The following is a 17,346-nucleotide window of genomic DNA, read 5'->3' on the forward strand; positions in this document are numbered from 1 at the left end:
CGAGTGGTGGGGCAAGAGCGTTTTGCTTACTTTTGCGCTTTTCAAAAGTGAGCCGCTGTAAGAGCGGAACCATAAGCGGCCGTTACCTGAATAACGGATATGCCCCCAAAAACAGCAGAACTTGCACCCCCCGCGCTCCCATGAAATAGTCAGCCAAGCAAGTGCTTGGTTGGCTACCATCGGAACACAAAGGAGCGCGTCCATGTCTGTCGCTATTCGTTTGCCGCTGCAAGTCTTCTTCGACCGCGAAGCCCGCCACCCACGGCAACGATTCCTGGTTCAGCCCATCAAGAGCGGCGAGGTCCAAACCCTCACCTGGGCCGAAGCCGGTCACCAGGCCCGCTGCGCCGCCCACTGGCTGCGAGCCCGCGACCTGCCCCAGGGCTCCCACATCGCCCTGATCTCGAAAAACTGCGCCCACTGGATCATCGCCGACCTCGCCATCTGGATGGCCGGCCACGTCTCGGTCCCGCTCTACCCCAACCTCACCGCCGACTCCGTCGCCCACGTACTCGAGCATTCCGAAGCCGCACTGGCATTTATCGGCAAACTGGACGACTGGCCCGCCATGTCCGCCGGAGTAAAGGCCGACCTGCCCACCATCAGCCTGCCGCTGTGCCCCGATGGCGAATTCGATTTCACCTGGGCCGACCTGCAAGCCTGCTCACCCATTCAGGACAACCCCGCGCCCGCAGCATCCGATCTAGCCACCATCATCTACACCTCCGGCACCACCGGCCTGCCCAAGGGCGTGATGCACAGCTTCGGCGCGCTGGCCTTCGCGGCCATCCGCGGCACTGAACTGTTCGGCCTGGGGGAGGGCGACCGCCTGCTGTCCTACCTGCCGCTGTGCCACGTCGCCGAACGCATGTTCGTGGAGATGGCCTCGATCTACACCGGACAGACAGTATTTTTCGCCGAGAGCCTCGACACTTTTCTGACAGACCTCAAACGGGCGAGGCCAACAGCGCTGTTCGGCGTACCGCGGATCTGGACCAAATTCCAGATGGGCGTCTATAGCAAAATCCCCGCAAGCCGCCTCGATACCTTGCTGCGCCTGCCCTTCATCGGCAAGCGGGTCGGCCACAAAGTACTCGCCGGGTTGGGCCTGGACGCTGTGCGCGTGGCGATCTCCGGCGCAGCCCCCGTGCCCGAAGCACTGTTGGTCTGGTATCGCCGGCTGGGCCTGGATGTGCTGGAGGTCTATGGCATGACCGAAAGCTGCGGCTACTCCCACGTGTGCCGCCCCGGCCAGCAGAAACTCGGCTGGATAGGCCCGCCATGCCCGGACGTCGAAGTGCGCATCGGTGACGACGGCGAAGTCCAGGTACGCAGCGGCGCGACCATGCTCGGTTATTACAAGGACCCGGCAAAAACTGCCGAGACGCTCACCGCCGACGGCTTCCTGCGCACCGGCGACAAGGGCGAGCAGGGCACCGATGGCCGCCTGCGGCTGACCGGGCGGCTCAAGGAAATCTTCAAGACCAGCAAAGGCAAATACGTGGCCCCGGCGCCGATTGAAAACCGCCTGGCCGAACATGCACGCATCGAGCAGGTGTGCGTGGTGGGCGATGGCTTGAGTGCGCCCATGGGCCTGTGCGTGTTATCTGCCGTGGGTCTGCAAGATGCCGCAGGCGCTGGGCGCCAGGCTTTGCAGGGCAGCCTTGAACGCTTGCTGGAAGAGGTCAACCAAGTGCTCGATAAACATGAGCGCTTGCGCCAACTGGTGGTGGTGAAAGACAGTTGGGCGGTGGAAAACGGTTTTCTCACGCCGACCTTGAAGATCAAGCGCAACGTGATTGAATCAGCCTACGGGTCGCAGTTCCTGGCCTGGAGCGAGCGCTCCGAAGCCGTGCTGTGGCAGGATTGAGCACTGACATAAAACCAATAAGGACCGATCAATGAGCCTGTGGCGCACCCAACCGAATATCGAGCAACTGAATGCGATTCAGAAAAACACCATCGGTGAAGTACTGGATATCCGCTTTGAACGTTTTGACGACGAGTCCCTGACAGCCAGCATGGTGATCGACCACCGCACCCATCAACCCTACGGCCTGCTGCACGGCGGCGCGTCGGTGGTACTCGCGGAAACCGTGGGCTCCATGGCCAGTTACCTGTGCATCGACGCCAGCAAGTTCTATTGCGTTGGCCTGGAAATCAACGCCAACCACCTGCGCGGCCTGCGCAGCGGGCGGGTGACGGCGGTGGCCAAGCCTATTCACATCGGACGCACCACCCACGTATGGGACATTCGCCTGACCAGTGATGAAGGCAAGGCCAGCTGCGTATCGCGCCTGACCATGGCCGTGGTGCCGCTGGGGGAGAACCCGCCGGCCCGATAGGCGTGGCGTGAGTGTCATCATTCCTGGCAGTTACAGTCATTGCCGTGACTGCCCGGTCTGGGGAGAATCAACACTCTGTTTACGGTGATGGATCAGGTATGTCGCAGCACGTGTTTTTCGCTCACGCCAATGGCTTTCCTTCGGCGACCTACGGCAAATTGTTTGCCGCCCTGGCCCCGGAGTACGCCGTCGCGCATTTGCCGCAGCACGGTCACGACCCCCGGTTTCCAGTGGATGACAATTGGCAGAACCTGGTGGACGAACTGATCCACCACCTTGAGCAACAACCGGAGCCGGTGTGGGGCGTGGGCCATTCGTTGGGTGGTGTGCTGCACCTGCATGCGGCCATGCGTAGCCCGCAGCTGTATCGCGGGGTGGTGATGCTGGATTCGCCGGTACTGACCCTGGCCGATCGCTGGGTGATCCGCGCGGCCAAGCGTTTCGGCTTTATCGACCGGCTGACCCCGGCGGGGCGCACTCTGGGCCGTCGTGAAGAGTTCGCCGACCTGGCGGCTGCGCGCCAGTACTTCGCTGGCAAGACCCTGTTTCGCGGCTTTGACCCCGACTGTTTTGATGCCTACCTGCAACACGGCCTGGAGCCGGTGGGTGATCGCCTGCGCCTGCGCTTTGATCCGGCCACCGAAATCAGCATCTACCGCGGCGTGCCCCACACCAGCCCCGGCCAGGCCCGGCAACTGAAAGTGCCGCTGGCGGTGGTGCGTGGTCGCCAGAGCCGGGTGGTGATGCGTCACCATGCCAGCGGCGTGGGGCGCATGCCCATGGGCGAAATGCTGACCATGCCCGGCGGCCACATGTTTCCCCTTGAACGCCCACAGGACACCGCCACTTTGATCAAGAACCTGTTTGCCCGTTGGGAAGCTCGCCAGCGCGAGCGCAGTTGCGCATGACTGCGCCCGTCGAAGAAGTCCGCCTGGCGCTGCCGCACATCGAGTTGGCGGCGCATCTGTTCGGCCCTGAAGACGGTTTGCCGGTGATTGCCCTGCATGGCTGGCTGGACAACGCCAACAGCTTTGCCCGCCTGGCACCGAAACTCGATGGCCTGCGCATCGTCGCCCTGGACATGGCCGGCCATGGTCACTCGGCCCATCGACCCGCTGGCGCCGGTTATTCCCTGTGGGATTACGTCCACGACGTGCTGCAAGTCGCCGAACAACTCGGGTGGAAACGTTTTGCATTACTTGGCCACTCCCTCGGCGCCATCGTTTCCCTGGTGTTGGCCGGCGCCTTGCCGGAGCGGGTGACGCACCTGGGATTGATTGATGGCGTGATCCCGCCGACCGGCACCGCAGACAACGCCGCCGAACGCCTCGGCATGGCGTTGCAGGCGCAAATGAACCTGCAGGACAAGCGCAAGCCGGTGTACAGCACCCTTGATCGCGCGGTGGAAGCGCGGATGAAAGGCGTGGTGGCAGTCAGTCGTGAAGCCGCCGAACTGCTGGCCCAGCGTGGCTTGATGCCCGTGCCGGGTGGTTACACCTGGCGCAGCGACAGCCGCCTGACCCTGGCCTCCCCCATGCGCCTGACAGAAGAACAGGCGATGGCCTTCGTGCGCCGAGTCGGCTGTCCGACACAGTTGGTGGTCGCCGAAGACGGCATGTTGGCGAAACATTCCGAATTGCTTTCCGGGCTTACGTTCCAGGTGACTACCTTGCCCGGTGGCCATCATTTGCACCTGAATGACGAGCCAGGCGCTACCCTTGTTGCAGACTGTTTCAATCGGTTCTTCTCCACGCCTTGACTTGGCGGGGTCAACTGCCGAGGCTGGGCGGATCGAAAGGGAGTCAACCATGAACGATCTCAACACCGCAGCGCACCCCAATGGCCAGGGCGCGCCGATCCGATGAGTATGCCGAAGGGATTTTTCCGTGTTCTGGGGCTGTGCTGTTTCAGCCCGCTGGTGTTTGCCGCCGACGTACCGGGTAGCCAGGACTTGCCCGCCGTGGCCCGTCAGGTCGACGCGCAGATCGTCGACTACCGTCCCGCCGAAGAGAAAGAACGTATCTACCCGCTGGGCTCGATCCGCAAGATCAGCGGCCAGCTGCGCTATGAAGGCCAGGCCACCGCCCGCGGCCAAGCCACTGCCATCACCTACGAACTGCCTGCCGAGCACACCTCCAGCGCCGCCTTTACCGCCACCCGCGAAGCCTTGCAGGCCCAGGGCGCGCAACTGCTGTTCTGGTGCCAGGCCCGTGATTGCGGTGAAAGCAGCCTGTGGGCCAATGAAGTGTTCGGCAATGCCAAGCTGGTGGGCGCCGACGGCCAGCAGGAATACCTGCTGCTGCGCCTGGCGGCCCCGCAGGACAACTCCCTGGTCGCGTTGTACGGCATCACCCGGGGCAATCGACGGGCGTACCTGCACGTGGAACAGATGGACGCCAGCGCACCGTTGGGCGATTTGCTGCCGACCTCCGCTACGCTGCTGCGGGAACTGAAAAGCACTGGCGAGCTGGATTTTCCCAAGCTGGGCGCCGAGCCTGACGCCACCTGGCTCACCCTTATTTCCCGCGGATTGAACCTGGATGCCACGTTGCGGGTCAGTTTGACCGGGCCCACCGCCGAGGCATGGCGCCAGGGCTTGATCGATCAGGGCGTACGTGCGGCGCGCCTGGAAACCGGCACCACCGAAGCCAAGGGTTTGCACCTGCATCTGATACGCTGACCGTTCCAGGGCGAACGGACCCGCGCCGTTCGCCTAAGCTCTTGCTCTTACAGACTTCTTTTCGAGAAACCACATGCTCAATAACGATCGCCTGCTGGTGCAGATCCTGCTGCTGGTGTTGTTTGGTGCCAGCTTCTGGGTGATGGCGCCGTTCTGGTCGGCGCTGTTCTGGGGCGCGGTACTGGCGTTTGCCAGTTGGCCGGTGATGCGCTTGCTCACCCGCTGGCTGGGCGGTCGCGAATCGCTGGCCGCCGGGATCCTGACCCTGGTCTGGATGCTATTGGTGGCGTTGCCGCTGGTTTGGCTGGGGTTCAACCTGGCCGACCATGTGCGCGATGCCGTGGGCCTGATCAAGGATATCCAGGTGGATGGCTTGCCTGCGGCGCCCACCTGGCTCGGTTCCATTCCCTTTGTCGGCGAACGATTGGTGGCGATGTGGGACAGCATCGACCAGCAGGGCGCGGCACTGATGGTCACGTTGAAACCGTACCTGGGCCAGGTCGGCAACTGGTTGCTGGCCCGCAGTGCGCAGATCGGCGGCGGCATCCTGGAACTGACCCTGAGCCTGGTGTTTGTGTTCTTTTTCTACCGTGACGGGCCGCGCCTGGCGATGTTTGTGCATCGCTTGCTGGAGCGGTTGATCGGCGACCGGGCGGGTTATTACATCGAACTGGTCGCGGGTACGGTGCAGCGGGTGGTCAACGGTGTGATCGGCACCGCTGCCGCCCAGGCCTTGCTGGCGCTGATCGGCTTCTGGATTGCCGGTGTTCCGGGGGCTTTGGTGCTGGGGATCGTGACGTTCCTGCTCAGCCTCATTCCGATGGGCCCGCCGCTGATCTGGATTCCGGCCACCGCCTGGCTCGCCTGGAAGGGCGACTACACCTATGCGGTGTTCCTCGGTGTATGGGGCACGTTCATCATCAGCGGCGTCGACAACGTGCTCAAGCCCTACCTGATCAGCCGTGGCGGCAACCTGCCGCTGGTGATCGTGTTGCTGGGGGTGTTTGGCGGGTTGATTGCGTTCGGCTTTATCGGCCTGTTTATCGGCCCGACATTGCTGGCGGTGGCGTATAGCTTGTTGACCGACTGGAGTGCCACCCAAGCTCAGGTGCGGCGGGAAGATAAAACCGGGCAGTAATGGTTCCTGCAGGGCGCAGGAACCATTCCTACGCCCTTGGCAGCCACATTACGGCGGTAAGGCCGCCGCCCGGAGTTTCCTCCAGGCTCAGCCGTCCACCGAGGCGTTCCACGGCTTCCTTGGAAATCGTCATGCCCAACCCCACGCCACCGGAATTGCGGTTGCGCGAGCCTTCCAGCCGATAAAACGGTTCAAACACCGCCTCGCGTTTATCCGCCGCAATGCCCGGGCCGTGGTCGATCACCTTCACCACCAGCGCCTGCGGAGTGTCCGCGAGTTCGATGCGCGCGGTGCCGGCGTACCGCAGGGCGTTGTCGATCAGGTTGTTCAGGCACGAACGCAGGGCCATCGGTTGCACTTGCAGCGGCGCGCACTCACCACTGCATTGCACATCGGAGCCGCGGTCCTGGGCGTTTTCACTCAGGGACTCCACCAGCGCCTGCACATCCAGCCAATGCCGGGTTTCGCTGGTGCGCTGCTCGTGCAGGTAGCTCAGGGTGGCGTCGAGCATGCCGATCATGTCGTCCAGGTCCTGGCGCATCTGGCCCTGCAGCTTGGTGTCTTCGATCTGTTCCAGGCGCAGCTTGAGCCGTGACAGCGGCGTGCGCAGGTCGTGGGACACGGCGCCCAGCATGCGGGCACGCTGGGTGACCTGTTCGCGGATGCGCTTTTGCATCAGGTTGAAGGTCGATGCCGCTTGCCGCGCCTCTCGTGGGCCGGACTCGTTCAGCGGTGGGCTGTCGAGGTCCAGGCTCAGGCGCTCGGCCGCGGCGCTCAGGCGCTGGATCGGCCGGCTGAGCAGCTTGGCGCCATACCAGGCGGCGATGATCAGCGAGATAAACTGGAAGGTCAGCGGCACCACAGGCCCGCCGAACCAGGGACGGCGATGCTCCTTGGGCATTGGCGTCAGGCTGCCGTCCGGTTGCTCGATGAAGGTCTCGTGGGGCGGAGGGGGCGGCGGGCCATAATGGTGAAACCAGAAGAATGCCAGCGCGTGGGCCAGCACAATCGCCACCAGCAACACACCGAACAGCCGCCCGAACAGGGTGTTGAAGGCGTTGCGCATCAGCCGATATCTCGGGCGTCGAACAGGTAGCCTTCACCGCGTACGGTCTTGATCAACTGCGGGGCCTTGGGGTCGTCCCCCAGCTTCTGGCGCAAGCGCGAGACCAGCAGGTCAATACTGCGATCAAAGGCCTCGATGGAGCGACCCCGGGCCGCGTCCAGCAATTGTTCGCGGCTCAGCACCCGGCGCGGGCGCTCGATAAACACCCACAGCAAACGGAATTCGGCGTTGGACAGCGGCACCACCAGCCCGTCGTCGGCCACCAGCTGGCGCAGCACGCTGTTGAGGCGCCAGTTGTCGAAGCGGATATTCGCCCGCTGCTCGGTGCGGTCATCCCGCACCCGGCGCAGGATGGTCTGGATGCGCGCCACCAGTTCACGGGGCTCGAAGGGCTTGGACATGTAGTCGTCGGCCCCCAGTTCCAGGCCGATAATGCGGTCGGTAGGTTCGCAGCGGGCGGTGAGCATCAGGATCGGGATGTCCGATTCCGCCCGCAGCCAGCGGCACAGCGACAGGCCGTCTTCGCCCGGCAGCATCAGGTCGAGCACCACCACGTCGAAGGTCTCGGCTTGCATGGCCTGGCGCATGGCCGCGCCATCGGTCACGCCGCTGGCGAGGATATTGAAGCGCGCCAGGTAATCGATCAGCAGTTCGCGGATCGGCACGTCGTCGTCGACAATCAGTGCGCGGGTATTCCAGCGTTTGTCTTCACCGACAAGCGAGGCTTTTTGATCGTCATTCAGCACAGGAGTCAGGGTTTGCATGGTGCGATCATCTACCTGGTTGGCCGCCGGGCCGAAGCTCGGCGGCGAGGTTGTTGCGTTCAGCATAGGCGCCCAGCCCCGGGGCTGGAAGTTCTGTACGATGGTTCACGTGTGCGAGGCTAATCTTCGGGGGTATTGCAGGCATGTCGGGAATGTATCTGTTTCGACACAATTGCCCGGGAGCCCGCAATCTGGCGGCTAAATCGCGAATTACCGATCATCGGATCCCGCAAACCCGCTGCTTGCGCTACAATCCGCGCCGATTTCGACTTGCCTGAGAGCCCATTCCAATGTCCGCCTGCCAGACTCCTATCATCGTCGCCCTGGATTACCCCACTCGTGACGCCGCACTGAAGCTGGCTGACCAGTTGGACCCCAAGCTTTGCCGGGTCAAGGTTGGCAAGGAACTGTTCACCAGTTGTGCCGCCGAAATTGTCGGCACCTTGCGTGACAAAGGGTTCGAGGTGTTCCTCGACCTGAAATTCCACGATATCCCCAACACCACCGCGATGGCGGTCAAGGCCGCCGCCGAAATGGGCGTGTGGATGGTCAACGTGCACTGCTCCGGCGGCTTGCGCATGATGGCTGCGTGCCGTGAAGTGCTCGATCAGCGCAGCGGCCCCAAGCCACTGCTGATTGGCGTGACCGTGCTGACCAGCATGGAGCGTGAAGACCTGGCCGGCATCGGCCTGGACATCGAGCCACAGGAACAAGTGCTGCGCCTCGCGGCCCTGGCGCAAAAGGCTGGCCTGGACGGCCTGGTGTGCTCGGCGCTGGAAGCCCAGGCGCTGAAGACCGCCCACCCGGCGTTGCAACTGGTGACCCCGGGGATTCGCCCGGCGGGCAGCGCCCAGGACGACCAGCGTCGCATCCTGACCCCACGCCAGGCCCTGGATGCCGGTTCCGATTACCTGGTGATCGGTCGCCCGATCAGCCAGGCGGCCGACCCGGCCAAGGCGCTGGCAGCGGTAGTTGCCGAGATTGCCTGACCTACCCGACCTGAAGCGGGCACGGTAAAAAAATGTGGGAGCGGGCTTGCTCGCGAAGGCGGTAGAGCAGTCACCTTATGCATTGACTGTCACACCGCCTTCGCGAGCAAGCCCGCTCCCACATTTGGTTCTGAGGTGTGTCAGCTGACTTTAAGTACCAACTTCCCAAAGTTCTCACCGTTGAACAGTTTCATCAGCGTTTCCGGGAACGTCTCCAGCCCCTCGACTATATCTTCCTTGCTCTTGAGCTTGCCCTGAGCCATCCAGCCGGCCATTTCCTGCCCGGCAGCGGCAAAATTCGCCGCGTGGTCCATCACCACAAACCCTTCCATGCGCGCACGATTGACCAGCAGTGACAGGTAGTTGGCCGGCCCTTTGACAGCTTCCTTGTTGTTGTACTGGCTGATGGCGCCGCAGATCACTACGCGGGCTTTCAATGCCAGGCGGCTGAGCACGGCATCGAGAATGTCCCCGCCGACGTTATCGAAATACACGTCCACACCTTTCGGGCACTCGCGCTTGAGGCCGGCATGCACGTCTTCGTTCTTGTAGTCGATGGCGGCATCAAAACCCAGCTCATCCACCAGGAACCTGCATTTGTCGGCGCCGCCAGCGATGCCTACCACGCGGCAGCCTTTGATCTTGGCAATCTGCCCGGCAATGCTGCCCACCGCGCCTGCCGCGCCGGAGATCACCACGGTCTCGCCGGCCTCGGGCGCGCCGGTGTCCAGCAGGGCGAAGTAAGCGGTCATGCCGGTCATCCCCAGCGCCGACAGATAACGCGGCAACGGCGCCAGTTTCGGATCGACCTTGTAGAAACCCCGCGGCTCACCGAGGAAGTAATCCTGCACACCCAAGGCACCGTTGACGTAGTCGCCCACGGCAAATTTCGGGTTGTTCGACGCGATCACCTTGCCTACGCCCAAGGCGCGCATGACTTCGCCGATACCCACCGGTGGAATGTAGGATTTGCCCTCGTTCATCCAGCCGCGCATGGCCGGGTCCAGGGACAGGTATTCGTTGTGCACCAGCACCTGGCCGTCCTGGGGTGTACCCACCGGCACTTCCTGGTAAGTGAAGGTGTCCCGTGTGGCCGCGCCGACCGGGCGTTTGGCGAGCAGGAATTGGCGGTTAGTCTGGGCAGTCATGGCAGCGACTCTTGAGAAGTGGACCTTGAGTGATAGACCCTTCGGGCTGCACCGGCAAGGTGCGCGGCACCTGCGAATGCCCACCGATCCACTGCAATGATAGTGATGCCGGTGCCGTTATCACTGCGGCTCATGGTTCGCCAACCGGGCTTTTGATAGTGCTGACGCGCCGATGGTGGCTCTGGCTAGACTGGGGTCATCGAGCATTCCCATCGAAGGAACATCCACCATGAGCATGACATTTTCCGGCCAGGTCGCCCTGGTGACCGGTGCGGCCGCCGGCATTGGCCGCGCCACTGCGCTGGCGTTCGCCGCTGAAGGCTTGAAAGTCGTAGTCGCCGACCTGGACGCGGCTGGCGGCGAGGGCACTGTGGCGCTGATTCATCAGGCCGGTGGCGAAGCGGTGTTTGTGCGCTGCAATGTCACCCTCGAAGCGGACGTGCAGCAGTTGATGCAGCAGACCGTGGCCACCTATGGCCGGTTGGACTATGCCTTCAACAACGCCGGGATCGAGATCGAGAAGGGCAAGCTGGCGGACGGCAGCCTGGATGAGTTCGACGCAATCATGGGCGTCAACGTCAAGGGCGTGTGGCTGTGCATGAAGTATCAACTGCCGTTGCTGCTGGCTCAGGGCGGCGGCGCCATCGTCAACACGGCTTCTGTGGCAGGACTTGGGGCGGCGCCGAAGATGAGTATCTATGCCGCGTCCAAGCACGCGGTGATCGGCCTGACCAAGTCGGCGGCGATCGAGTACGCGAAAAAGAAAATCCGCGTCAACGCGGTATGCCCGGCCGTGATCGACACCGATATGTTCCGCCGTGCCTATGAAGCTGACCCGCGCAAAGCCGAATTTGCCGCCGCCATGCACCCGGTCGGGCGTATCGGCAAGGTCGAGGAGATCGCCAGCGCAGTGCTTTATCTGTGCAGCGACGGTGCTGCCTTCACCACGGGCCAGGCATTGGCGGTGGACGGTGGCGCGACCGCGATTTAGGAAGTGAGGCGGATGCCATTCAGAAAAGCGTTGGAGGCGCTGTGGGGTTTTTCCGCAGGTGGCCAGATGCCTCACCTGAATGTGTTTCACTAGGTAAATAATTCAATTAAATCAATGATTTAATAAATCTTGATCGCGGCTGTCATTGGGCTTCTGTGCTTAACTGGTTTGGGTTAAATGACAACAGTTTAAGTGAGTGGCTCATGGATTTAGGGATCGATCGACAAGCCCTTGTACCGGTAGTGCAGCAAATCGTCAGTGCGCTGGCCGCCTGGATTCGCGAGAGCGGCGCCAGCCCCGGGACGCGGTTGCCCTCGGTGCGGCAACTGGCCCACGAGAACCTGCTCAGTCAGTCCAGCGTCATCGAGGCGTTCGAGCGGATGGTTGCCCAAGGTGTGCTGGCCTCAAGGCAAGGCGCCGGTTTCTGTGTGGCCCAGCCACCCGCCGAGCGTGGTCTTCGCGGTGAAAACCAATGGTATGAGGGCGCCGAGTCGGGGTGGGGCGCCTTCATCGACAATCAACTGGGCGAACTGAAACTGGGATGCGGCTGGCTGCCGGACACCTGGCGCGAGAGCGACGATATCAGCTACGCGATTCGTGAAGTCACCCGCACCGACACCGCGGCCGTCTTCAACTACAGCACGCCGCTGGGCCTGCCGGCCCTGCGTGAACAGCTGCTCAAGCGCCTGGCGCACATCCAGGTGGCAACCCGGGTCGAGCATATCCTCACCACCCACGGCGCGAGCCATGCCCAGGACCTGCTGATCCGCACGCTGCTCAAGGCCGGCGACACCGTGGTGGTGGAAAGCCCGGGGTACGGCAACCTTTACCGCCAACTGGCCTTTCATGGTGTCAAGCTGCTGGAAGTGCCGCGCACCCGTGGCGGCCCGGACATGCATGCCCTGGAAGCGCTGTTGCGCGGGCACCGGCCCAAGTGCCTGTTCATCAACAGCCTGTATCACAACCCCACCGGCACCAGCCTGTCCCTGGCGGTGGCCGAGCGCTTGCTGCAACTGGCCCATTCCCAGGACTTCTTCATCATCGAGGAGGACGTCTATGGCGACCTGCAACATGCCACGTGCACCCGGTTGTCGGCGTTGCCCCACGAGGACCGGGTGATCTATGTCTCGAGTTTTTCCAAGACCCTCAGCAGCGCCTTGCGGGTGGGGTACCTCACGGCCAGCGGGGCGATCATCGCGCAATTGGCCAGGGTCAAGACCTTGACCGGCATCGGCACCTCGCGGTTTGCCGAGGCGGTGGTGGCGACGTTGCTGGCCAATGGTACCTACCGCAAGTGGGTGCAACGCCTGCGCCGGCGGCTGAGCACGGAAATGGCTATGACCCTGCAGGTGCTGGAAGACGAAGAGTGGGAGGTGTTTGCGGTGCCGGCGGGGGGCATGTTCCTCTGGGCGCGCCCTGGTGTCGGCGACCGTTCCACCGTGCAGGCACGGGCTCGCCGGCTGGGGGTGTTGCTGTCGCCGGGGACGCTTTTCAGCCCGACGGGCGAATCCAGCGACTGGCTGCGCATCAATGTGGCCTACGCTTCTGATCAGCGTGCACTGGCGTTGTTCAAGGCCATGGGACCGGCAGGATCGACCTCTACCATTCTGAAAACGACGAGGATGTAGCTTTTTGCCATTATTGTGGCGCCAAACCCTTGTATTCAGTGCCCCGGGGTTGCGAATCTCGCTGCATCGAAACCTGGCTTGATGGCATTCGCCATTGCAAGAGGACTCAAGTGCAATGATTTCTGCCGTGCAACGACGTTTTGCCAACCTCGGTATGGCCAAGAAACTGGGCTTGGGCTTTGCCCTGGTACTGCTGTTGACGGCATTGGTGGCCGCGATTGGCGTGTGGTCGCTGCAAACCGTTGGCCAGCGCTTCGAGGGCCTTAAAGCCATGTCGGCGCTCAACAGCGGCTTGCTCAAGGTGCGCTTGATCGAGCAGGACTACGCGTTGCATGCCGACCCCAAGTCGGTGGACGCCTTGCACGAAAGTGTCGACGCGTTGGCGGCCCAGGCGGTAATTCTCAAGGCCCAGTCGCCTGCCAATGTCCCGGTGATGAGCGACGTCGAGCAGGCGCTGGCGGCGTATCGCAAGGCGTTCGATGAGTTTGTCGAGCTGACCCAGACCAAGGACCTGGCGCTGGAAATGGCCAGTTGGTCGGTCTCCAGTGTCGCCAACAACCTTGATGTGTTGCAGGCCGGGCTGGCGGACGACGGCGCCTATGGCCTCAAGGAAAGCCAGGGCAAGGAAGGTGCCGAATTCATCGAGCAGGCGGGGCAGGTCAGCCAGGTCTCGCGCCTGATGCTGCAGGCCATGAACGAAGCGCACGTGCGCCTGGACCAGAGCCGCAAGGGCGATGACGAGAGCGCCGAGCAGGGCAAGATCGAGCAGGCCGATCAGGCCCTGGCCCAGGTCGAACAGCTGAAAACCACCGTCAAGGATCCTGGCTACCAAACCGTGCTTAACGAAGTGTCCGGGCATATCGCGGCCTTCAGCGAAAAACTCGGCGAATACACCGGGCTGCTGGCCCAGGAAAAAGTCGTCTACAAGCAGTTGCACGAGCGTGCAGCCGAAGTGGTCACCCGGGTCAATCAGGCCTACGACGCAGAAGACCTGTCGATGCAGGCGCAGTTGAAGAAAAGCGCGTTGCTGATCATCGGTTCTTCGGCGTTGGCGTTATTGGTCGGGCTGATTGCCGCGTGGATCATTACCCGTTTGATCGTTGCACCGTTGCGCAGCGTGATTGCAGTGGCCCAGCAGATTGCCGCCGGTGATCTCAGTGGCCGCATGGAAGTCAGTCGCCGGGACGAGATGGGCCAGTTGATGCTCGCGATGCAACAGATGAGCAGCGGCCTGAGCAGCATGGTCAGCGGGTTGCAGGCGGGTATCGAGCAACTGGCCAGCTCGGCCCATTCGCTGTCCAGCGTCACCGAGCAGACCAATATCGAGGTCAGCAGCCAGAAGGAAGAAACCGAGCAGGTGGCCACGGCCATGAACCAGATGACCGCCACCGTGCACGATGTGGCGCGCAACGCCGAAGAAGCGGCCCAGGCGGCGCAGACGGCGGATGACAAGGTCGACAGCGGCCAGCAGGTGGTGCGTCAGAGCTTGCAGCGTATCGAGTTGCTGGCCAGCTCCGCGACCTCCGCCAGTACCAGCATCGAAAGCCTGAGCGCGGAGATCCAGACTATCGGTACCGTCCTTGAGGTGATCAAGAGCGTGGCCGAGCAAACCAACCTGCTGGCGCTGAATGCGGCCATCGAGGCGGCGCGGGCGGGCGAGCAGGGCCGCGGTTTTGCCGTGGTGGCCGACGAGGTGCGGGCGCTGGCCAAGCGCACCCAGCAATCGACCGAGGAAATCGAACGGTTGGTGAGTACCTTGCGCAGCGCTGCGCAGGCTTCAGTGCAGCAGATCAGGCAGAGCGGCGAACTGGTCAAGCTGGCGGTCAGTGATGCCCTGGAAACCGAAAGCGCCCTGGGCAGCATCGCGGCGGCGGTGTCGTTGATCCAGCAGATGAACCAGCAGATTGCCGCGGCGGCCGAAGAGCAAAGCTCGGTGGCCGAGGAAATCAACCGCAGCGTCACCAGCATCCGTGCGAGTGCCGATCAATCGGCGTTGAGCATGCAGGGCAATGCAGCGTCGAGCATCGAGCTGGCGCAGTTGGGTACGGAGCTTAAGGGGATGGTCGGGCACTTTCGCCTTTGATCACCGCAGGCCTGCGGTGATCAAAGGGCAGGGCGGTCAGGCGTTGTTGGCCAGGAAGGTCAGCAGCGCTTCGTTGACGAAATCGGGGTTTTCCCGGCTGGAGATATGCCCGGCGTGCGGAATCAACGTCAGCGCGCAGCCGATCAAGGCCGCCATTTCCTCTGATTCGGCCGGTGGGCGTGGCTTGTCCTGCTCGCCACACATCACCAGGGTGGTGTCGGTGTCGAGGCGCGCCAGTTGTTCCAGCACATCCGCGCGGCTGAAGATAATCCGGCCCAGGGGCACGATGCTGTGCACCAGGCGCTCCTTGGGGAAGGCCTGCAGTGCGTTGCGGAAATCCTGGTACAAGGCCGACTCCCGGTCGATACCGGGACGGAAGAAGATCGGCGCCACCACATCCAGCAGCGGTTCCGGAATGGCGCCGGCGTCTTCGATCATCTTGAACAGCGAAAAGTAGTATTGGCGAGTGGCTTCCGGCTCGGCGCCCAGGTGCGTGTCCATCAGCACCAGGCTGTTGACCCGCTCGGGAGCCAGCAGCGCCAGGCGTGCGCCCCACATGCCGCCGACCGACAAGCCCACGAGGTTGACCCGGGCAATGTCCAGGTGATCCAGCAGCGCCAGGTGCTGGCGTGCGAGGTCGTCCAGGGATGCAGTGTTTGCAGGCAGTGCGCCGGACTCGCCGTGGCCCCAAAGCTCGGGGACGATCACCCGGTACTGTTGCGACAGGGCTTCGATCTGCGGCGCCCACATCTGGCTGTCCCACAGGTAGCTGGAACCGAGGAGAACGGCCGGGCCGGTGCCCTGGTCGAGGTAGTGCAGCGGTTGTCCATCGATGAGCACGACAGGCATGGCGAAGCCCTTTTCGTTAACGGAGTGAGGGGCCTTTTTTACGCTATTCGAGGGGAAGGGGATAGGTGCAGAGTGATGGCATGTGGCGAGCGGGTTTCCCGCCCACCACAATGGCAGGGGATCAGTCGTAGATGGCTTTCTTCTTCCAGTCGGCGTCCGCATCCACCACTTTCAAGCCTTCGGTCAATTCGTTGACCTCGTCTTCAGCCGGTTCAAGGTTGGACAGCACCATGGAGTTGGCGCGCGCCAGCTGTTTCTCGAGCAATTGCAGCTGCTGGCTGTACACCACCGGCTCCGGTTGCTTGCGCAGGTACTGCACGCCGCGTTCGAACGCCAGGCGAGCCTGGCCCGGCTGGCCTTGTTGCAGTGCGTGCTGGCCCAGGTTGTTGAAGAACTCGATGTGCAGCAGCACCAGGATATGGCGGATTTCCTTGATCCAGTGCTTGGCTTCATTGGTCGGCAGGAAACCGTCCTGGGCCGCTCGGGTCACCTGGCCATGCAGTGCTTCGAGCAGGAAACGTACATCCTTGGCCTTGGCTTCGGTCTGGATCGGGCCTGGCGGGTTGTTCACCGGAATCGATTCGCCCTGGGCCACCAGTGCGTTGAGTTCAGTGATGCGTGCCTTGAGCGACGCATTGGACTTGTCGAGGTTCAGCAGGCGCTGATTGACGTTGAGCTCCAGGCGGGTCAGCAGCAACTTGAGTCGCGGCGTCATCAACTGGCCAGGGAAGGTCTCGGTGATTTCGCCGCAGCGGCGCAGCCGGTCATTGAGTTCGATCCGGGTCCGGTTCTTTTCCAGCTTATTGTTTTCCACCACGTGGTTCATGTAGCCAATGGCGATCAGTATTACGATCCCGGCTATTACCAGCAGGGTGATCATGAGTGGTGTCACCGGTGTGACCTCTTTATGGGGTTTGCATTGAAGTGTAGTGACTGGTGCAGTGACCGGATAGGACTGAGCGACCAGTTGCGTCAGTAGTTTCTTCTATATAGCGGGGCAGTCCCTGCGTAGATGCACATTGCCATCATTTGCTGTGGCGAACTATAGCGCCTTGTGGAACGCCAGAATATAGGCGCCAAAGCCTGGACGGCGAGAAACCCTTGCAACCCCCGTAAACCACGGCGAAGTCATTGATTTAAATAAATTTATCCTTGGGGGTTGACGACCTCCCAATCCATCCATAGAATGCGCGCCACTTACAGCGTAAAGCACACAGCGAAACGCGGTAGGGAGTGAATGTTGTACGTGTGTCCCCTTCGTCTAGTGGCCTAGGACACCGCCCTTTCACGGCGGTAACAGGGGTTCGAGTCCCCTAGGGGACGCCATATGCGGGAATAGCTCAGTTGGTAGAGCACGACCTTGCCAAGGTCGGGGTCGCGAGTTCGAGTCTCGTTTCCCGCTCCAAATTTAAGCAGTGTTGCCCTCGGGCGGCACTGAGTGAAACCAGGGCGTAATCTTCGGATTTAATCTCTGGGCACTGAAATACACACCATGTGTTTCAGTAGCGTGTCCCCTTCGTCTAGTGGCCTAGGACACCGCCCTTTCACGGCGGTAACAGGGGTTCGAGTCCCCTAGGGGACGCCATTTGCGGGAATAGCTCAGTTGGTAGAGCACGACCTTGCCAAGGTCGGGGTCGCGAGTTCGAGTCTCGTTTCCCGCTCCAT

Annotated in this window: 15 protein-coding genes, 4 tRNA genes and 1 pseudogene; 15 read left to right on the forward strand and 5 right to left on the reverse strand. The window is 62.4% G+C overall.

Features of this window, described 5'->3' with window-relative positions; translation table 11 throughout:
* The first annotated feature begins 202 nt into the window (after window positions 1–202).
* The 6 genes from HX815_RS29355 to HX815_RS29380 all read left to right on the forward strand — a co-directional run bounded on the left by HX815_RS29355 (window position 203) and on the right by HX815_RS29380 (window position 6,163).
* The gene (locus HX815_RS29355) at window positions 203–1,870 is read left to right on the forward strand and encodes an AMP-binding protein (protein WP_177029368.1); all 1,668 of its coding nucleotides are present in this window, start codon (window positions 203–205) and stop codon (window positions 1,868–1,870) included.
* A gap of 31 nt (window positions 1,871–1,901) precedes the next feature.
* Window positions 1,902–2,345, forward strand: coding sequence for a hotdog fold thioesterase (locus tag HX815_RS29360; protein ID WP_087695369.1), 444 nt, complete (start codon window positions 1,902–1,904; stop codon window positions 2,343–2,345).
* Between the two features lie 98 nt (window positions 2,346–2,443).
* On the forward strand, window positions 2,444–3,253 hold the full coding sequence (locus HX815_RS29365; protein WP_008431257.1) for an alpha/beta fold hydrolase: 810 nt from the start codon (window positions 2,444–2,446) through the stop codon (window positions 3,251–3,253).
* Entirely contained in the window at window positions 3,250–4,104 is an 855-nt protein-coding gene (locus HX815_RS29370) for an alpha/beta hydrolase (protein ID WP_177029369.1), read from the forward strand. The genes HX815_RS29365 and HX815_RS29370 overlap by 4 nt, the downstream gene beginning before the upstream one ends.
* A gap of 102 nt (window positions 4,105–4,206) precedes the next feature.
* Entirely contained in the window at window positions 4,207–5,025 is an 819-nt protein-coding gene (locus tag HX815_RS29375) for a DUF4892 domain-containing protein (RefSeq protein WP_003217171.1), read from the forward strand.
* 73 nt (window positions 5,026–5,098) lie between these two features.
* Window positions 5,099–6,163, forward strand: a complete 1,065-nt coding sequence (locus HX815_RS29380; RefSeq protein ID WP_003217173.1) for an AI-2E family transporter — start codon at window positions 5,099–5,101, stop codon at window positions 6,161–6,163.
* Window positions 6,164–6,191: 28 nt separating this feature from the next.
* Here the strand turns inward: HX815_RS29380 and HX815_RS29385 are convergent, their stop codons facing one another.
* The gene (locus HX815_RS29385) at window positions 6,192–7,229 is read right to left on the reverse strand and encodes a cell wall metabolism sensor histidine kinase WalK (protein WP_003217175.1); all 1,038 of its coding nucleotides are present in this window, start codon (window positions 7,227–7,229) and stop codon (window positions 6,192–6,194) included.
* Window positions 7,229–7,993, reverse strand: coding sequence for a response regulator (locus HX815_RS29390; protein WP_032898726.1), 765 nt, complete (start codon window positions 7,991–7,993; stop codon window positions 7,229–7,231). The genes HX815_RS29385 and HX815_RS29390 overlap by 1 nt, the downstream gene beginning before the upstream one ends.
* A 290-nt stretch (window positions 7,994–8,283) precedes the next feature.
* Here HX815_RS29390 and pyrF point away from each other — a divergent pair, with 290 nt between their 5' ends.
* Window positions 8,284–8,982 (forward strand): orotidine-5'-phosphate decarboxylase, encoded by a 699-nt coding sequence (pyrF, locus tag HX815_RS29395; RefSeq protein WP_003217180.1) that lies wholly within the window; start codon window positions 8,284–8,286, stop codon window positions 8,980–8,982.
* 140 nt (window positions 8,983–9,122) lie between these two features.
* On the opposite strand, the gene HX815_RS29400 is transcribed toward pyrF, so the two are convergent.
* Window positions 9,123–10,130, reverse strand: a complete 1,008-nt coding sequence (locus HX815_RS29400; protein WP_177029370.1) for an NADP-dependent oxidoreductase — start codon at window positions 10,128–10,130, stop codon at window positions 9,123–9,125.
* 229 nt (window positions 10,131–10,359) lie between these two features.
* On the opposite strand from HX815_RS29400, the gene HX815_RS29405 reads away from it, so the two are divergent.
* The 4 genes and pseudogenes from HX815_RS29405 (at window position 10,360) to HX815_RS32050 (ending at window position 14,832) form a co-directional block, all read left to right on the forward strand.
* Window positions 10,360–11,121 carry an SDR family oxidoreductase gene (locus HX815_RS29405; RefSeq protein ID WP_008431261.1) on the forward strand — a complete coding sequence of 254 codons (762 nt, stop codon included), beginning with the start codon at window positions 10,360–10,362 and terminating at the stop codon, window positions 11,119–11,121.
* A 203-nt stretch (window positions 11,122–11,324) separates the two neighbouring features.
* A complete protein-coding gene (locus tag HX815_RS29410; protein ID WP_134327080.1) occupies window positions 11,325–12,749 on the forward strand; it encodes a PLP-dependent aminotransferase family protein in 1,425 nt (474 codons plus the stop codon).
* Window positions 12,750–13,746: 997 nt separating this feature from the next.
* A pseudogene (locus HX815_RS32045) lies at window positions 13,747–13,971 on the forward strand (HAMP domain-containing protein); the annotation flags it as partial.
* 18 nt (window positions 13,972–13,989) lie between these two features.
* A complete protein-coding gene (locus HX815_RS32050; protein ID WP_371132479.1) occupies window positions 13,990–14,832 on the forward strand; it encodes a methyl-accepting chemotaxis protein in 843 nt (280 codons plus the stop codon).
* Between the two features lie 36 nt (window positions 14,833–14,868).
* Here the strand turns inward: HX815_RS32050 and HX815_RS29420 are convergent, their stop codons facing one another.
* The gene (locus HX815_RS29420) at window positions 14,869–15,681 is read right to left on the reverse strand and encodes an alpha/beta fold hydrolase (protein WP_008431265.1); all 813 of its coding nucleotides are present in this window, start codon (window positions 15,679–15,681) and stop codon (window positions 14,869–14,871) included.
* A 121-nt stretch (window positions 15,682–15,802) separates the two neighbouring features.
* Window positions 15,803–16,561 (reverse strand): hypothetical protein, encoded by a 759-nt coding sequence (locus HX815_RS29425; RefSeq protein WP_003217193.1) that lies wholly within the window; start codon window positions 16,559–16,561, stop codon window positions 15,803–15,805.
* A 370-nt stretch (window positions 16,562–16,931) separates the two neighbouring features.
* Between HX815_RS29425 and HX815_RS29430 the strand changes: the two genes are divergently transcribed.
* The 4 genes from HX815_RS29430 to HX815_RS29445 all read left to right on the forward strand — a co-directional run bounded on the left by HX815_RS29430 (window position 16,932) and on the right by HX815_RS29445 (window position 17,345).
* A tRNA-Glu gene (locus tag HX815_RS29430) sits at window positions 16,932–17,007 on the forward strand.
* Between the two features lie 3 nt (window positions 17,008–17,010).
* A tRNA-Gly gene (locus HX815_RS29435) sits at window positions 17,011–17,086 on the forward strand.
* Window positions 17,087–17,190: 104 nt separating this feature from the next.
* Window positions 17,191–17,266: transfer RNA gene (locus HX815_RS29440), tRNA-Glu, on the forward strand.
* Between the two features lie 3 nt (window positions 17,267–17,269).
* Window positions 17,270–17,345 (forward strand) — tRNA-Gly (locus HX815_RS29445).
* Window position 17,346 lies beyond the last annotated feature (1 nt).

This window comes from Pseudomonas sp. E6002 (genome assembly GCF_013385565.1).
Classification (GTDB): domain Bacteria; phylum Pseudomonadota; class Gammaproteobacteria; order Pseudomonadales; family Pseudomonadaceae; genus Aquipseudomonas.

What these genes read in the sequence shown, in the direction of transcription:
- HX815_RS29355 (WP_177029368.1), top strand. Translation starts at nt 203, where the DNA reads ATGTCTGTCGCTATTCGTTTGCCGCTGCAAGTCTTCTTCGACCGCGAA.
- HX815_RS29360 (WP_087695369.1), top strand. Translation starts at nt 1,902, where the DNA reads ATGAGCCTGTGGCGCACCCAACCGAATATCGAGCAACTGAATGCGATT.
- HX815_RS29365 (WP_008431257.1), top strand. Translation starts at nt 2,444, where the DNA reads ATGTCGCAGCACGTGTTTTTCGCTCACGCCAATGGCTTTCCTTCGGCG.
- HX815_RS29370 (WP_177029369.1), top strand. Translation starts at nt 3,250, where the DNA reads ATGACTGCGCCCGTCGAAGAAGTCCGCCTGGCGCTGCCGCACATCGAG.
- HX815_RS29375 (WP_003217171.1), top strand. Translation starts at nt 4,207, where the DNA reads ATGAGTATGCCGAAGGGATTTTTCCGTGTTCTGGGGCTGTGCTGTTTC.
- HX815_RS29380 (WP_003217173.1), top strand. Translation starts at nt 5,099, where the DNA reads ATGCTCAATAACGATCGCCTGCTGGTGCAGATCCTGCTGCTGGTGTTG.
- HX815_RS29385 (WP_003217175.1), bottom strand. Translation starts at nt 7,229, where the DNA reads ATGCGCAACGCCTTCAACACCCTGTTCGGGCGGCTGTTCGGTGTGTTG.
- HX815_RS29390 (WP_032898726.1), bottom strand. Translation starts at nt 7,993, where the DNA reads ATGCAAACCCTGACTCCTGTGCTGAATGACGATCAAAAAGCCTCGCTT.
- pyrF (WP_003217180.1), top strand. Translation starts at nt 8,284, where the DNA reads ATGTCCGCCTGCCAGACTCCTATCATCGTCGCCCTGGATTACCCCACT.
- HX815_RS29400 (WP_177029370.1), bottom strand. Translation starts at nt 10,130, where the DNA reads ATGACTGCCCAGACTAACCGCCAATTCCTGCTCGCCAAACGCCCGGTC.
- HX815_RS29405 (WP_008431261.1), top strand. Translation starts at nt 10,360, where the DNA reads ATGAGCATGACATTTTCCGGCCAGGTCGCCCTGGTGACCGGTGCGGCC.
- HX815_RS29410 (WP_134327080.1), top strand. Translation starts at nt 11,325, where the DNA reads ATGGATTTAGGGATCGATCGACAAGCCCTTGTACCGGTAGTGCAGCAA.
- HX815_RS32050 (WP_371132479.1), top strand. Translation starts at nt 13,990, where the DNA reads ATGGTCAGCGGGTTGCAGGCGGGTATCGAGCAACTGGCCAGCTCGGCC.
- HX815_RS29420 (WP_008431265.1), bottom strand. Translation starts at nt 15,681, where the DNA reads ATGCCTGTCGTGCTCATCGATGGACAACCGCTGCACTACCTCGACCAG.
- HX815_RS29425 (WP_003217193.1), bottom strand. Translation starts at nt 16,561, where the DNA reads ATGATCACCCTGCTGGTAATAGCCGGGATCGTAATACTGATCGCCATT.